This is a genomic window from Streptomyces sp. NBC_00386 (assembly GCF_036063235.1).
Classification (GTDB): Bacteria; Actinomycetota; Actinomycetes; order Streptomycetales; family Streptomycetaceae; genus Streptomyces.
Genome location: NZ_CP107950.1, coordinates 6,937,722 through 6,953,258, shown reverse-complemented (window position 1 = coordinate 6,953,258; position 15,537 = coordinate 6,937,722). Strand labels below are relative to the sequence as shown.

Here is a 15,537-nt window from a genome sequence, read left to right as displayed (position 1 = left end):
ACATGCGGCGGCGCCTGCCCAGTCGTCCGGTCGGGGACAGTGGGGCAGGCGCCGTCTCGTGTTCCGCACGCCTTTGTGCGGGACGTTCTCGAGTGACCGTGTCAGGTCACGCATCCATGGGTCAGACCGTCAGCGAACGGTCCGTCGGGCGGATCGGGGCCGGCAGGTCGCTCGCTCCGGTGAGGAAGCGGTCGACACCGCGGGCGGCCGAGCGGCCCTCCGCGATGGCCCAGACGATGAGGGACTGGCCGCGGCCCGCGTCACCGGCGACGTACACGCCGGGAACGTTGGTCGCGAAGTCGGCGTCGCGGGCGATGTTGCCGCGCTCGTCGAGCTCCAGGCCGAACTGGGAGACCACGCCGTTCTCGACGTCCGTGCCGGTGAACCCCATCGCCAGCGTCACCAGCTGGGCGGGGATCTTGCGCTCCGTGCCCGGCTTCTGGTTCAGCTTGCCGCCGGTGAACTCTACCTCCACCAGGTGCAGCCACTGGACGTTGCCGTCCTCGTCGCCCTCGAAGTGGGTGGTGGAGACCGCGTAGACGCGCTCGCCACCCTCCTCGTGCGCGGAGGTGACCTTGTAGAGCATCGGGAACGTCGGCCAGGGCTGGCCCGGGTTCCGCTCCTCGCCCGGCCGCGGCATGATCTCCAGCTGCGTGACCGAGGCCGCGCCCTGACGGTGGGCGGTGCCCACGCAGTCCGCGCCCGTGTCGCCGCCGCCGATGACCACGACGTGCTTGCCCTCGGCGGTGATCGGGGGCGCCACGAAGTCGCCCTCCTGCACCTTGTTGGCCAGCGGCAGGTACTCCATGGCCTGGTGGATGCCGGTCAGCTCCCGCCCGGGGACGGGCAGGTCGCGGGCGGTCGTCGCGCCGGCGGCGATGACCACGGCGTCGTACCGCTTGCGCAGGTCCGTCGCCTTGAGGTCGCGGCCGATCTCGATGCCCGTGCGGAAGCGGGTGCCCTCCGCGCGCATCTGCTCGATGCGGCGGTTGATGTGCCGCTTCTCCATCTTGAACTCGGGGATGCCGTAGCGCAGCAGGCCGCCGACGCGGTCGGCACGCTCGTACACGGCGACCGTGTGACCGGCCCGCGTGAGCTGCTGCGCCGCGGCGAGACCGGCGGGGCCTGAACCGATGACCGCGACCGTCTTGCCCGACAGGCGCTCGGGGATCTGCGGGGCGACGTCGCCCGTGTCCCACGCCTTGTCGATGATCGAGACCTCGACGTTCTTGATGGTCACGGCGGGCTGGTTGATGCCGAGCACACACGCGGACTCGCACGGGGCGGGGCACAGCCGGCCCGTGAACTCCGGGAAGTTGTTCGTGGCGTGCAGGCGCTCGGAGGCGGCCTGCCAGTCCTCGCGGTACGCGTAGTCGTTCCACTCCGGGATCAGGTTGCCCAGCGGACAGCCGTTGTGGCAGAACGGGATGCCGCAGTCCATGCAGCGCGAGGCCTGCTGGGAGATGATCGGGAGCAGCGAGCCCGGAACGTAGACCTCGTTCCAGTCCTTGAGACGCACGTCCACGGGACGGGACTTGGCGACCTCACGGCCGTGGTTCAGAAAGCCCTTGGGATCAGCCATTGGTCGCCGCCTCCATCATCTTCTCGGTGATCTCGGACTCGTTGAGTCCGGCTCGCTCGGCGGCGTCCTTGGCGGCGAGCACTGCCTTGTAGGTGCTGGGGATGATCTTGCTGAAGCGTTCCACGGACACGGGCCACTCGGCGAGCAGCTTCTCGGCGACCGTCGAGGCGGTCTCCTCCGCGTGCCGGCGCACGACGTCGTGCAGCCACTGCCTGTCGGTGTCGTCGAGCTCCTCGACGGCGTTCACGCTGGCGACGTTCACGTTGTCGCGGTCGAGGTCGATCACGTAGGCGACACCGCCGGACATGCCGGCCGCGAAGTTGCGGCCCGTCTCGCCGAGGACGACCGCGTGACCGCCGGTCATGTACTCGCAGCCGTGATCGCCCACGCCCTCGGAGACCACCAGCGCGCCGGAGTTGCGGACGCAGAAGCGCTCGCCGGTGCGGCCGCGCAGGAACAGCTCGCCGCCGGTCGCGCCGTAGGCGATGGTGTTGCCCGCGATCGTCGAGTACTCGGCGAGGTGGTCGGCGCCCCGGTCGGGGCGGACGACGACACGGCCGCCGGAGAGGCCCTTGCCGACGTAGTCGTTGGCGTCGCCCTCCAGGCGCAGCGTGACGCCGCGCGGGAGGAAGGCGCCGAAGGACTGGCCCGCCGAGCCGGTGAAGGTGATGTCGATGGTGTCGTCGGGCAGGCCCGCGCCGCCGAACTTCTTCGTCACCTCGTGGCCGAGCATGGTGCCGACCGTCCGGTTGATGTTGCGGATCGCGACCTGGGCGCGGACCGGCTGGGCGTCGGTCGCGGAGTCCGCGGCCAGCGCGTCGGCGGCGAGCTTGATGAGCTCGTTGTCGAGCGCCTTCTCCAGGCCGTGGTCCTGCTCGATGACCTGGTGCAGGGCCGCGCCCTCGGGCAGTTCGGGCACGTAGAAGAGCGGGGTCAGGTCCAGGCCCTGCGCCTTCCAGTGGGTGACGGCGCGCTCCACGTCGAGGTTCTCGGCGTGGCCGACGGCCTCCTCGATGCTGCGGAAGCCGAGCTCGGCGAGGATCTCGCGGACCTCTTCGGCGATGAACTTGAAGAAGTTGACGATGTACTCGGCCTTGCCGGCGAACCGCTCGCGCAGCACCGGGTTCTGGGTGGCGATGCCGACCGGGCAGGTGTCCAGGTGGCAGACGCGCATCATGACGCAGCCGGAGACGACGAGCGGCGCGGTGGCGAAACCGAACTCCTCGGCGCCGAGCAGCGCGGCGATGACGACGTCGCGGCCGGTCTTGAGCTGGCCGTCGGTCTGCACGACGATGCGGTCGCGCAGGCCGTTGAGCAGCAGGGTCTGCTGGGTCTCGGCGAGGCCGAGCTCCCAGGGTCCGCCCGCGTGCTTGAGGGAGGTCAGCGGGGAGGCGCCCGTTCCGCCGTCGTGGCCGGAGATCAGGACAACGTCCGCGTGGGCCTTGGAGACACCCGCGGCGACCGTGCCGACGCCGACCTCGGAGACCAGCTTCACGTGGATGCGGGCCTGCGGGTTGGCGTTCTTGAGGTCGTGGATCAGCTGAGCCAGGTCCTCGATGGAGTAGATGTCGTGGTGCGGCGGCGGGGAGATCAGGCCGACGCCCGGGGTGGAGTGACGGGTCTTGGCCACCCACGGGTAGACCTTGTGGCCGGGCAGCTGGCCGCCCTCGCCGGGCTTGGCGCCCTGGGCCATCTTGATCTGGATGTCGTCGGCGTTGACCAGGTACTCGCTCGTGACACCGAAGCGGCCGGAGGCGACCTGCTTGATGCTGGAGCGACGCGCCGGGTCGTACAGCCGGTCCGCGTCCTCGCCGCCCTCACCGGTGTTGGACTTGCCGCCCAGCTGGTTCATGGCGATGGCGAGGGTCTCGTGCGCCTCCTTGGAGATGGAGCCGTACGACATGGCGCCGGTGGAGAAGCGCTTGACGATCTCGGAGACGGGCTCGACCTCGTCGAGGGAGATCGGGGTGCGGTCCGAGGTGAAGCCGAACAGGCCGCGCAGCGTCATCAGACGCTCGGACTGCTCGTTCACACGACCCGTGTACTTCTTGAAGATCTCGTAGCTGCCGGAGCGCGTCGAGTGCTGGAGGCGGAAGACCGTCTCCGGGTCGAACAGGTGCGGCTCGCCCTCGCGGCGCCACTGGTACTCGCCCCCTATGTCCAGGGCGCGGTGCGCGGGCGCGATGCCGGAGGCCGGGTAGGCCTTGGCGTGCCGGGCGGCGACCTCCTTGGCGATGACGTCGAGACCGGCGCCGCCGATCTTGGTGGCCGTGCCGTTGAAGTACTTCTCGACGAAGGCCGTCTCCAGGCCGACGGCCTCGAAGACCTGGGCGCCGCGGTAGGAGGCGACGGTCGAGATGCCCATCTTGGACATGACCTTCAGGACGCCCTTGCCGAGGGCGTAGATCAGGTTGCGGATGGCCTGCTCGGGCTCGATGTCCTGGAGGAAGGTGCCGGCGCGGACCAGGTCCTCGACGGACTCCATCGCGAGGTACGGGTTGACGGCAGCGGCGCCGAAGCCGATGAGCAGGGCGACGTGGTGGACCTCGCGGACGTCTCCGGCCTCGACCAGCAGGCCCACCTGGGTGCGCTGCTTGGTGCGGATGAGGTGGTGGTGGACGGCCGAGGTGAGCAGCAGCGAGGGGATCGGCGCGTGCTCGGCGTCGGAGTGGCGGTCCGACAGGACGATCAGCCGGGCGCCGTTCTCGATGGCGGCGTCGGCCTCGGTGCAGATCTCCTCGATGCGGGCGGCGAGGGACTCGCCGCCGCCGGAGACCCGGTACAGGCCGGACAGCGTCGCGGCCTTCATGCCGGGCATGTCGCCGTCGGCGTTGATGTGGATGAGCTTGGCCAGCTCGTCGTTGTCGATCACCGGGAAGGGCAGGGTGACGCTGCGACAGGAGGCGGCCGTCGGCTCCAGCAGGTTGCTCGCCGGACCGAGGGAGGAGCGCAGGGAGGTGACCAGCTCTTCGCGGATCGCGTCCAGCGGAGGGTTGGTGACCTGGGCGAACAGCTGGGTGAAGTAGTCGAAGAGCAGACGCGGGCGCTGCGAGAGCGCGGCGATCGGCGAGTCGGTGCCCATGGAGCCGAGCGGCTCACCGGCGGTGTTGGCCATCGGCGCGAGGATGATCCGCAGCTCTTCCTCGGTGTAGCCGAAGGTCTGCTGGCGGCGGGTGACCGAGGCGTGGGTGTGCACGATGTGCTCGCGCTCGGGGAGGTCGGAGAGCTCGATCTCGCCGGCTTCCAGCCACTCGGCGTAGGGCTTCTCGGCGGCGAGGCCGGCCTTGATCTCGTCGTCCTCGATGATGCGGTGCTCGACGGTGTCGACGAGGAACATCTTGCCGGGCTGGAGGCGGCCCTTGCGGACGACCTTGGCGGGGTCGATGTCGAGGACGCCGACCTCGGAGCCGAGGACGACGAGGCCCTCGTCGGTGACCCAGTAGCGGCCGGGGCGCAGTCCGTTGCGGTCGAGGACCGCGCCGACCTGGGTGCCGTCGGTGAAGGTGACGCAGGCCGGGCCGTCCCAGGGCTCCATCATCGTGGAGTGGAACTGGTAGAAGGCGCGCCGGGCCGGGTCCATGGAGTCGTGGTTCTCCCACGCCTCCGGGATCATCATGAGCACGGAGTGCGGGAGCGAGCGGCCGCCGAGGTGCAGGAGTTCGAGCACCTCGTCGAAGGAGGCCGAGTCGGAGGCGTCGGGGGTGCAGACGGGGAAGATCCGCTGCAGCTTGTCGTTGTTCCCGAACAGGTCCGAGGCGAGCTGGGACTCGCGGGCGACCATCCAGTTGCGGTTGCCCTTGACCGTGTTGATCTCGCCGTTGTGCGCGACGAAGCGGTACGGGTGGGCGAGCGGCCAGCTCGGGAAGGTGTTGGTGGAGAACCGGGAGTGCACGAGCGCGATCGCGGAGGCGAAGCGGCGGTCGGACAGGTCCGGGAAGAAGGGCTCCAGCTGGCCGGTGGTCAGCATGCCCTTGTAGACGATGGTCCGCGCGGACAGCGAGGGGAAGTAGACCCCGGCCTCGCGTTCGGCGCGCTTGCGCAGCACGAACGCGGTGCGGTCCAGGGCGATGCCCTGGCTCTCGCCGTCGCTCACGAAGATCTGGTGGAAGGCGGGCATCGTCGAGCGGGCGGTGGCGCCGAGGAGCTCGGGGGCGACCGGGACCTCGCGCCAGCCGAGGACGGTGAGGCCCTCTTCGGCGGCGATCGTCTCGATGCGCGAGACGGCGTCGGCCGTGCCGTCCTCGGGGAGGAAGGCGATGCCCACCGCGTACGCACCGGCTGCGGGAAGTTCGAATCCGGCCACCTCGCGGAGGAAGGCGTCCGGGACCTGGGACAGGATGCCGGCGCCGTCACCCGAGTCGGGCTCGGAGCCGGTGGCACCGCGGTGTTCCAGGTTGCGCAGAACGGTGAGCGCCTGCTCGACCAGCGCATGGCTCGCCTCGCCGGTGAGGGTGGCCACGAAGCCGACGCCACAGGCGTCGTGCTCGTTGCGGGGGTCGTACATACCCTGCGCAGCAGGGCGAGCATCCATGAAGGACCACTTCTGGTCGTTCATGGAGTGCTGGGACGGCTGGCGCGGCGTACGCATCGGCTCTCCCGTCGTCGTCGGGGCGGGGGGTCTCCCAGGCTCTTGGGCGCTGGGGAGACAACTGCCGAGGGACGACTCTGGCCCTCTGCGGGGTGCAAAATTTCGTGCAGGTTACATGATGGAGCGATTCTCGGAAACCGGATACTTCGTTCCAACATGCGGACACCACGGGGGCGCGGCGGGGGTATCGCGCCCAGCGGTGGAGAGTTATGGGACCTAAGCGGACAGATCGATGACCATCGGTCCGGTACGCGGCGGAGATCGTGATCCGCCGCGAGAGATGCGGCGCGGGCGTCATTGCCCGCGGCGCTTACGGCTCATTCCCAGTGGCCACGGAATCGAAACCGCCGGGTAACAACTACTTATGCGGTCCCGCGCATAAGTGATCGAGGACTCATCCTACGGCCGCACCGAACAAACTGCCCAGGGCGTACGTCACACCCGCCGCGGCGCCACCGAGGGCGAGCTGCCGCAGCCCGCTGAACCACCAGGACCGCGCGGTCACCTTGGCCACGACGGCACCGCACGCGAAGAGTCCGATCATGGCGAGCAGCAGCGCCGGCCACAGCACGGTCGCGCCCAGCAGATACGGCAGTACGGGCAGGAGGGCGCCGAGCGCGAACGAGCCGAAACTGGACACGGCGGCGACGGCCGGGGAGGGGAGGTCGCCGGGGTCGATGCCGAGTTCCTCGCGGGCGTGGATCTCCAGGGCCTGCTCGGGATCGCGGGAGAGCTGCCGGGCGACCTCGCGGGCCAGCTCGGGCTCGACGCCGCGGGCCTCGTAGAGCTCGGCCAGCTCGCGTTCCTCGTCCTTGGGGTGCTTGCGCAGCTCGCGCCGCTCGACATCGAGCTCCGCCTCGACGAGCTCGCGCTGCGAGGCGACGGAGGTGTACTCGCCGGCGGCCATGGAGAAGGCTCCGGCGGCGAGGCCCGCGAGTCCGGTGATGACGATCGTCTGCTGGGACACGGACCCGCCGGCGACGCCGGTCATCAGGGCGAGGTTGGAGACCAGGCCGTCCATCGCGCCGAACACGGCAGGGCGCAGCCATCCGCCGTTGACGTCACGGTGGGTGTGGTTGTCGCGGTGCGCCACATGGAGCGTCGCCTCGGTCTCGATGATCGCCATGCCGGTCCCCCAGAGTGCTTGATTGGACTGCTTCCACTTTTCGACAACTATGAAAGTACGCCGAGAAATTCCGCGCCGCCAGCAAGGAAAGGCTGGGCTAACCTGCGGTTTTACCTCTCGACGCTCATCCGTGGCATGTCATGCACATATGTCGACCGGGTGACAGTGGAGCCCGTGACGCTCCTGTCAACCGCCAACGTGGCACAGATCCGCAAAGGGTTCCGCGCGCCGCATTCCGCACGCCGGCAGGACCCTGAGAGAGAGGCACGTATGGCTTCCATCGCCTGCATTCCCTCGGCCCCGGCAGCCGGGAGCGCCGCCGGTCTCCGCGACCGGGCACGCGGCGCACTGCTCGGACTCGCCGTCGGGGACGCGCTGGGCGCACCGGCCGAGAACATGAAGCCGTCGGAGATCCGCGCCAGATGGGGCCGGATCACCGGGTACGTCGCCGAGCATCCGGCCGGGACGGACGACACCGAGTACGCGATCTTCTCGGGGCTGCTGCTGGCCCGGCACGGCTCGGCACTGACCGTGGCGCACGTCGAATCGGCCTGGCACCAGTGGATCGCGGACCGTGACGAGGGGCCGTTCCGCGGCGCCGGGTTCAGTGAGCGCGGCACGCTGGAGAACCTGCGCCGGGGGCTCGCGGCGCCCATCTCCGCCCAGCACCGGCACGCCTGGAGCGACGGTCTGGCCATGCGCGCGGCACCCTTCGGCGTCTTCGCGGCCGGGCGGCCCGCCGAGGCGGCCCGGCTCGTGGCGATCGACGGCTCGGTGAGCCACGAGGGCGAGGGCATCTACGGCGGCCAGGCCGTCGCGGCGGGGGTCGCCGCCGCGATGGCGGGGGCCTCCACCGCCACGGTCGTCGCCTCCGCCCTGGCCGTCGTCCCGGACGACTCCTGGACGGCCCGCTCGCTGCGCCGCGCGGTCGCGGTGGCGCACCGGGGCGAACGCGCGGTGCGCACCGCCGTGGTGATCGGCGGCTACCCGTGGACCGACCTGGCCCCCGAGGCCGTGGCCCTCGCCTTCGGCGCCTACGCGGCGGCGGACGGGGCGTTCGCCGAGTCGGTCCTCACCGCGGTGAACATGGGCCGCGACGCCGACACGACGGCCGCGGTGGCCGGGGCGCTGGCGGGCGCTTCCCGGGGCATGTCCTCGATCCCCGCCGAGTGGGCGGCTGCCATCGGACCGGCCCGCGGCAGCTGCCTCCCCTCCATGGAGGGCCACCACATCCTGGACGTGGCGGAACTGCTGACCCCGGAGCACGAGGAGAAATGGGGCGCCGGGGGCCGTGTACCGCCCACCCCCGAGACCTGCGCGGCCCCACCCCTGGACGCCTGCGGGACCGCGGATCCGCCCCCGGACGCAGACGGGAACGCCGATCCGCCCCTGGAGGCGCTCGGGACGCCCGTCGACGGCGCCGGAGCGCACCGGTGAGCCCCGGCCTGGCGGGTGACGAGCCCGCCGGCCGGGCGGGCGAGGGCGGCGCCGCCTCGGCGACAGCCGTACGCGAGCCGGAGGGCTTCGCGGTGGAAGTGCCGGAGGCCGACGAGGCCGCGGAGCGGGCGGCACCCGCCGGCGTGGGGGTGCGGCGGATCGAAGGGCTGCTGCTCGGGCTGGCCGCCGGGGATGCCGCGGGCTGGCCCGCCGCCCGCCACCGGGCCGCGCGGATGCCCGAGTGGACCCGGCGGCTGACCCGCGAGCTGGACACCTTCGCGGAGCAGAACGCGACGACGACCCTGCCCGTGCCGATCGCGCTGAACCAGCCCCCCGAACCGCTGCGGCTCGGCCCCTCGGACGACGCCGAGTGGGCGGCGTTCGCGGCAGAGGCCGTGCTGCGGGCCGGGGAGACCACCGCGCTCGGCGACCTGAGCCTCGGCCGCAGGATGCGCGCGTCCATCGACCTGTCCTGGAACGCCGTCGCCAGCGAGGTGGCCGCCGCTGCGGACCGCGCCCCCGAGGTCGAGTCCGCCCTGCTCCCGCTGCGCGCCCGGATCTCGGTGCGCGCCGGCCTCGGCAACCTCGCCACCGGTCTGCGCCCGCCCGCCACCGGCCACGACAACCCCCACTACTTCGACGACGCGGCCTGCGTACGGGCCTGCGTACTCGCCGCGGCGCACCCGGGAGACCCCCGACTCGCCGCGGAACTCGCCGAGTTCGACGCCCGCTACACCCAGGACGGCGACGGGGTGCACGGCGCCCGCGCCATGGCCGCCGCCGTGGCGCTCGCCCTCGCCGGACACGACGTCGGCACCTGCGTGGAGGCGGCCCTGACCGAACTGCCCGCCGCCACGGAGATCGGCCGCAACACCCGGCTCGCCCTGACGCTGGCCCGGGACAGCGAGAGCGCCTTCGCCCTGGTCCCCCTGCTGGAGCACCAGATCGTCGACCACGTCTACAGCTACGGGATCGCGGCCGCCGAGACCGTACCCGTGGCCCTGGCCCTGGCGCTGGCCGCGCGCGGCAAGATCGCCGAGGCCGTACCGGCCGCCGCCTGTCTGTCCCGGGTCGCCGACTCGGCCCCCGCCCTGGCCGGAGCGCTCACCGGGGCGATCGGCGGCGGTGCCGCGATCCCCGCCTCCTGGCGCGACGCCTGCCGCACCCTGTCCGGCTGCGCGCTGCCCCGGCTCACCGGCACGGATCTCATCGGACTCGCCGAACTCCTGGAGGCGACGGGACTCGCCGACCCGCGCGATTCCCCGGAACCGGTGGCCCCAGAGGGATGATTCGGGCATGACGCCCAAAGGAGAAGGAACGGGAACCCTCGACGAACGGATCACCGGAGCCCTCGTCGGAGCCGCCGTCGGCGACGCCCTCGGCGGCCCCGTCGAGGGGTACTCCCCCGAGCAGATCGCCGAACGCCACGGCGGACGCGTGCACGGCGTCGTCGGCCCCTGGAACGGCGACGCCTGGCCCACCGCCCGCCCCATCGCCCCGTACCACAAGGGCGACGGACACGTCACCGACGACACCCTGATGACCCACGCGCTGGTACGGGTGTACGCGGAGGTCCGCGACCACCTCGACGCCTACGCGGTCGCCGAGCACCTCGTCCCCGACCTGATGACGACCCCCCGCTGGATCCCGGAACTGGAGGCCGAGGCCCTCCCGCTCCAGCGGATCTTCCTCGCCGAGAAGTGGATGGTCACCCGCCTCCACTACGGCCATGCGGACCCCCGGGAGGCCGGCACGGGCAACATCGTCAACTGCGGTGCCGCGATGTACATGGCCCCGGTCGGCCTGGTCAACGCGGCGAACCCGGCGGGCGCGTACGCCGAGGCGCTCGACGTCGCGGGCGCCCACCAGTCCTCGTACGGCCGCGAGGCCGCGGGCGTCTTCGCGGCGGCCGTGGCGGCCGCCTGTTCCCCCGGCGCGACCCCCGGCTCGGTCGTCGCCGCCTGTCTGTCGCTGGCCAAGGACGGCACCCGCGACGCCGTCGAGGCGGTCTGCGAAGTCGCCTCCCGGCACACGGACTTCGAGTCCGCCCTCGTCCCGCTGCGCCGGGCGGTGGCCCCCTTCGACACGGTCGGCCCCGACTACCGCTCCCCCTCGCTCGGCGCCCGGCGCCCCTCCCGGCTCCATTCCATCGAGGAACTCCCGGTCGCGCTCGGCATGTTGCTGGTGTCGGGCGGCAACTTCCGGCACGCGGTCCTCGGTTCGGTCAACTACGGCCGCGACTGCGACTCCATCGCCACCATGGCCGGAGCCCTCGCGGGCGCGCTCGGCGCCGAGGTCCCGCACGACTGGGCCAAGACCGTGGCCGAGTCCAGCCGCCTCGACCTGGACGCCCCGGCGCGTACGCTGGCCGAGGTGACCCGGGAGATCTTCGACCGTGACGTCCACCGCCGCCGGGCCCACGAGGCGGCGTACACCGCGCTGGCGGGCACACCGTGCTCCGGCTGACCTGGGTCCAGCCCGAGGACCTCCTCGGGCACGAGCTCAACCAGGCCGTGCAGGACGGCCGGGACCCGGCCCGCGTCGCCGCCCGCTGGTACGCGGCGGGCGGGCGGCCCGCCCCGCTGCGCGCGGGCGCGTCGGCCGCCCCGGCCTCGCCGTCCCTGCGCCGGCTGGCGGCCGGGCTCCTCGACGAACTCGCCGCCCTGCCGGGCAGGCTGGCGGACGACGAACCGACGGATCTGGCACTGATCAAGGCCCAGTGCCCCGACTGGCCGCCCCCTCGGTACGCGCCCGTGCCCCCTCCCGGCCTCGCCCGCCTGGAAGCGGCCTGGCTCGGCCGGGCCGTGGGCTGCCTGCTCGGCAAACCCGTGGAGAAACTCCCCCTCGAAGCGATCCGGGCCCTCGCCAGAGCCTCCGGCAACTGGCCCCTGCACACCTGGTTCACCGCCCGGGGCGTCCCCGGGGACCTGCTGGAGGCCCACCCCTGGAACCGGCGCTCCGCCGCCACCTCCCTGGCCGAGAACATCGACGGCATGCCGGAGGACGACGACCTCAACTACCCCCTCCTGAACCTGTTGTTGCTCCAGCGGTACGGCCGGGACTTCAGCACCGCGGACGTGGCCCGCCTCTGGCTCGACGAACTCCCCGCCGGCCGCACCTTCACCGCGGAACGCGTCGCGTACCGCAACCTCCTCGGCGGCGTCGAGCCCCCGGACACCGCCCGCCGGCACAACCCGTTCCGCGAGTGGATCGGCGCCCTGATCCGCGCGGACGTGCACGGCTGGACCAACCCGGGCGACCCGGCGCGGGCCGCGGAACAGGCGTACCGCGACGCGGCCCTGACCCACACGGCCAACGGCGTCTACGCGGCGATGTTCACGGCCGCCGCCATCGCCGAGGCGGCCGGCGCGACCCCTGACGTCCACGCATGTCTGCGCACCGGGCTGAGGGTCGTCCCGCCCGGCTCCCGGCTGGCCCGGGCGGTCCGCCACGCCGTCCGGCTGGCCCGTACGACACCGGACTTCGACTCGGTCGTCGACGAACTGCACTCCGCCCACCGCGACTGCCACTGGGTCCACGCCGTCCCGAACACCGCGCTGATCGCCGCCGCCCTCACCCACGCGGACGGCGACTTCGGCGGCTCCGTCTGCCGGGCGGTGTCCGGCGGCCTGGACACCGACTCGAACGGCGCGACGGCCGGAAGCATCGCCGGACTGCTCACAGGCGACCCCGCCGGGCTGCCCGACCGCTTCACGGGCCCCCTCAAGAACCGGCTCGCCACCTCCGTCGCCGACTTCAACGGCATCGGCTTCGACGCCCTCGCCCACCTCACACAACGGGAGACCGTTCGCCCATGACCCATATCGCCGTGCTCGGCAGCACGAACATGGACCTCGTCGCGTATGTCGCCAAAGCCCCGCAGCGCGGAGAGACCGTCACGGGGCGGGAGTTCCGCACGATCCCCGGCGGCAAGGGCGCGAACCAGGCGGTGGCCGCCGCGCACGCGGGCGCCGACGTCTCCCTGGTCGGCGCGGTGGGCGCCGACTCCTTCGGCAGCCAACTCCGCTCCACGCTGGAGCACTTCGGCGTGAACACCGACCATCTGCGCACCACCGAGGGCCCCTCCGGCACCGCGCACATCGTGGTGGACGACGAGGGCGGAAACGCCATCGTCGTCATCCCCGGCGCCAACGGCACCGTCACCTCCCTGGCCCCCGGCGACGAGGGTCTCATCGCCAGCGCCGACGCGCTCCTCCTCCAGCTCGAGATCCCGCTGGAAGCCGTGCTCGCCGGCGCGGAGGCCGCACGCAGACACGGCGTCCGTACGATCCTGACCCCGGCCCCCGCACAGTTCCTGTCGCCCCAACTGCTGTCCACCATCGACCTGTTGGTGCCCAACCAGCACGAGGCCGCCGCGCTCACCGGCTTCACCGACCCACGCGGGGCCGCCGCGGCCCTGCTCGAACAGGTCCCGGAGGTCGTCGTCACGCTGGGCGCGGAGGGCAGCCTGTACGCCACCCGGGGCGCCTCACCCATCACGGTGCCCGCCCCCAAGGTGACCGCCGTCGACTCCACCGCGGCCGGCGACACCTTCGTCGGCACCCTGGCGGTGGCACTCGCCGAGGGCCGGGAGATGTCGGAGGCCATGGTGTGGGCGTCGGCGGCCGCCTCGGTGTCCGTGCAGCGGCACGGGGCGACGTCCTCGATGCCGTACCGCTCCGAGATCGACACCCAGGCCGGCGCGTGAGCGGGCCCAGCGAGGGCGGCTCCCTCGACGGCGTGCGCGTCCTCGACCTCGCGACCCTGTTCGCCGGGCCGCTCGCCGCCACCATGCTCGGCGACTTCGGCGCGGAGGTCGTCAAGGTCGAACACCCCACCCAGCCTGACCCGTCCCGGGGACACGGCCCGTCGAAGGACGGCATCGGCCTGTGGTGGAAGCTCCTCGGCCGCAACAAGCGCACGATCACGCTCGATCTGTCGAAGCGCGGCGGCCGCGCGACCCTGCTCCGGCTCGCCGCCGAAGCCGACGTGATCATCGAGAACTTCCGTCCGGGCACCCTGGAGAAGTGGGACCTGGGCTGGGCGGAGCTGTCCGCGGCCAACCCGCGTCTGATTCTCGCCCGGGTCACCGCCTTCGGCCAGTTCGGCCCGTACGCGCACCGCCCCGGCTTCGGCACGCTCGCGGAGGCGATGAGCGGCTTCGCCGCGATCACCGGTGAGCCGGACGCGCCGCCGACCCTCCCGCCGTTCGGCCTGGCCGACTCGATCGCCGGACTGGCGACCGCGTACGCCGTGCTGACCGCGCTGAGGGCCCGCGACCGCACCGGCGAGGGCCAGGTGATCGACATGGCGATCATCGAACCGATCCTGACCGTCCTCGGCCCGCAGCCGATCTGGTACGACCAGCTCGGCCACGTACAGCCCCGCACCGGCAACCGCTCGGCGAACAACGCGCCCCGCAACACCTATCGCACGGCGGACGGCTCCTGGGTCGCGGTCTCGACCTCGGCGCAGTCGATCGCCGAGCGGGTGATGCGGCTGGTCGGCCGCCCCGACGTGATCGACGAACCGTGGTTCGCGACCGGCGCGGACCGGGCACGCCACGCCGACGTCCTGGACGGGGCGGTGGGCGCGTGGATCGCCGGACGCACCCGGGACGAGGTCCTCGCCGCCTTCGAGAAGGCCGAGGCGGCGATCGCCCCCGTCCAGGACGTCCGGGACGTCATGAGCGACCCCCAGTACCAGGCCCTGGACACGGTCACCAGCGTCGACGACCCCGAGCTGGGCCCGCTGCGCATGCAGAACGTCCTCTTCCGGCTCTCCGCCACACCCGGTGCGATCCACTGGGCCGGCCGCCCGCACGGCGCGGACACCGACGCCGTCCTCGGCGAACTCGGCCTGACGGCGACCGAGATCCGGGAACTGAGGGCGGAGGGGGTGCTATGACCACGGACCTCCTGCCGCTGACCTGGCTGTACGTGCCGGGTGACCGTCCCGATGTGGTGGCCAAGGCGCTGGCCTCCGGCGCGGACGTCGTCCTCGTCGACCTGGAGGACGCGGTCGCGCCGCACCGCAAGGAGTACGCCCGCTCCGCCACCGCCGACCTGCTCGCCGACGCGCCGTCCGTCCCGGTGCACGTCCGGGTCAACGCCCTCGACGGCCCCTTCTGCGAAGCCGATCTGAAGACGCTCTCGCCGCTGCGCGGCCTGTCCGGCCTGCGGCTGCCGAAGGTGACCTCGCGCGCCGACGTCGTACGGGTGGCGGAGAGCGCGATCCCGGCGGAGGGCGGCACGATCCCGCTCTACGCCCTGCTGGAGACGGCTCTGGGCATCGAACGGGCCTACTCCATCGCCTCGTCCCATCCCGCCCTGCGCGGTGTCTCCCTCGGCGAGAGCGATCTGCGGGCCGATCTCGGCGTCCGCGACGACACGGGCCTCGACTGGTCCCGGGCCCGTCTGGTCGTGGCCGCGCGGGCGGCGGGGCTGCCGCCGCCGGCCCAGTCGGTCTTCCCCGACATCCGCGACGTGGAGGGCCTGGCCTCGTCCTGCGCGCGCGGCCGCGCCCTCGGCTTCCTCGGGCGCGCGGCGATCCATCCCCGCCAGCTCCCCATCATCGAGCGGGCCTACCTCCCCACTCCGGCCGAGGTCGATTCCGCCGAGGCCGTCATCCGGGCGGCCGCCGGAGATCCCGGCGCGCAGGCCCTGCCGGACGGCCGTTTCGTCGACGCGGCGGTGGTCACGGGCGCCCGCCGCACCCTCGCCCTCGCCCAGCGCCTGGTCTGAGTCCACGGGCCCGGGACGACAGAGCCCGGGAGACAAGGCCCGGGACGACACGAAGGGGCGC

At 72.5% G+C, this 15,537-nt stretch carries 10 protein-coding genes; 7 read left to right on the top strand and 3 right to left on the bottom strand.

Annotated features, from left to right (window positions below; translation table 11 throughout):
• Positions 1-121 precede the first annotated feature (121 nt).
• From OG780_RS30470 to OG780_RS30460, 3 genes are all read right to left on the bottom strand, one after another.
• The gene (locus OG780_RS30470; protein WP_328453535.1) at positions 122-1,582 is read right to left on the bottom strand and encodes a glutamate synthase subunit beta; all 1,461 of its coding nucleotides are present in this window, start codon (positions 1,580-1,582) and stop codon (positions 122-124) included.
• A complete protein-coding gene (gene gltB / locus OG780_RS30465; protein ID WP_328453533.1) occupies positions 1,575-6,170 on the bottom strand; it encodes a glutamate synthase large subunit in 4,596 nt (1,531 codons plus the stop codon). The genes OG780_RS30470 and gltB overlap by 8 nt, the downstream gene beginning before the upstream one ends.
• 394 nt (positions 6,171-6,564) lie before the next feature.
• Entirely contained in the window at positions 6,565-7,296 is a 732-nt protein-coding gene (locus tag OG780_RS30460; RefSeq protein WP_328453531.1) for a VIT1/CCC1 transporter family protein, read from the bottom strand.
• Between the two features lie 270 nt (positions 7,297-7,566).
• Here OG780_RS30460 and OG780_RS30455 point away from each other — a divergent pair, with 270 nt between their 5' ends.
• The 7 genes from OG780_RS30455 to OG780_RS30425 are packed head-to-tail and all read left to right on the top strand — an operon-like array spanning position 7,567 to position 15,476.
• Positions 7,567-8,733 carry an ADP-ribosylglycohydrolase family protein gene (locus OG780_RS30455; protein WP_328453529.1) on the top strand — a complete coding sequence of 389 codons (1,167 nt, stop codon included), beginning with the start codon at positions 7,567-7,569 and terminating at the stop codon, positions 8,731-8,733.
• Complete coding sequence (locus OG780_RS30450; RefSeq protein ID WP_328453527.1) at positions 8,730-10,022, top strand: ADP-ribosylglycohydrolase family protein; 1,293 nt, start codon at positions 8,730-8,732, stop codon at positions 10,020-10,022. The genes OG780_RS30455 and OG780_RS30450 overlap by 4 nt, the downstream gene beginning before the upstream one ends.
• A gap of 7 nt (positions 10,023-10,029) precedes the next feature.
• Positions 10,030-11,199, top strand: coding sequence for an ADP-ribosylglycohydrolase family protein (locus tag OG780_RS30445; RefSeq protein ID WP_328453526.1), 1,170 nt, complete (start codon positions 10,030-10,032; stop codon positions 11,197-11,199).
• On the top strand, positions 11,187-12,551 hold the full coding sequence (locus tag OG780_RS30440) for an ADP-ribosylglycohydrolase family protein (RefSeq protein ID WP_328453524.1): 1,365 nt from the start codon (positions 11,187-11,189) through the stop codon (positions 12,549-12,551). The genes OG780_RS30445 and OG780_RS30440 overlap by 13 nt, the downstream gene beginning before the upstream one ends.
• Entirely contained in the window at positions 12,548-13,441 is an 894-nt protein-coding gene (gene rbsK, locus OG780_RS30435) for a ribokinase (protein WP_328453522.1), read from the top strand. Before OG780_RS30440 ends, rbsK begins: the two co-directional genes overlap by 4 nt.
• The gene (locus OG780_RS30430; protein ID WP_328453520.1) at positions 13,438-14,640 is read left to right on the top strand and encodes a CaiB/BaiF CoA transferase family protein; all 1,203 of its coding nucleotides are present in this window, start codon (positions 13,438-13,440) and stop codon (positions 14,638-14,640) included. The genes rbsK and OG780_RS30430 overlap by 4 nt, the downstream gene beginning before the upstream one ends.
• Entirely contained in the window at positions 14,637-15,476 is an 840-nt protein-coding gene (locus OG780_RS30425; protein ID WP_328453518.1) for an HpcH/HpaI aldolase/citrate lyase family protein, read from the top strand. Before OG780_RS30430 ends, OG780_RS30425 begins: the two co-directional genes overlap by 4 nt.
• The last annotated feature ends 61 nt before the right edge of the window (positions 15,477-15,537 follow it).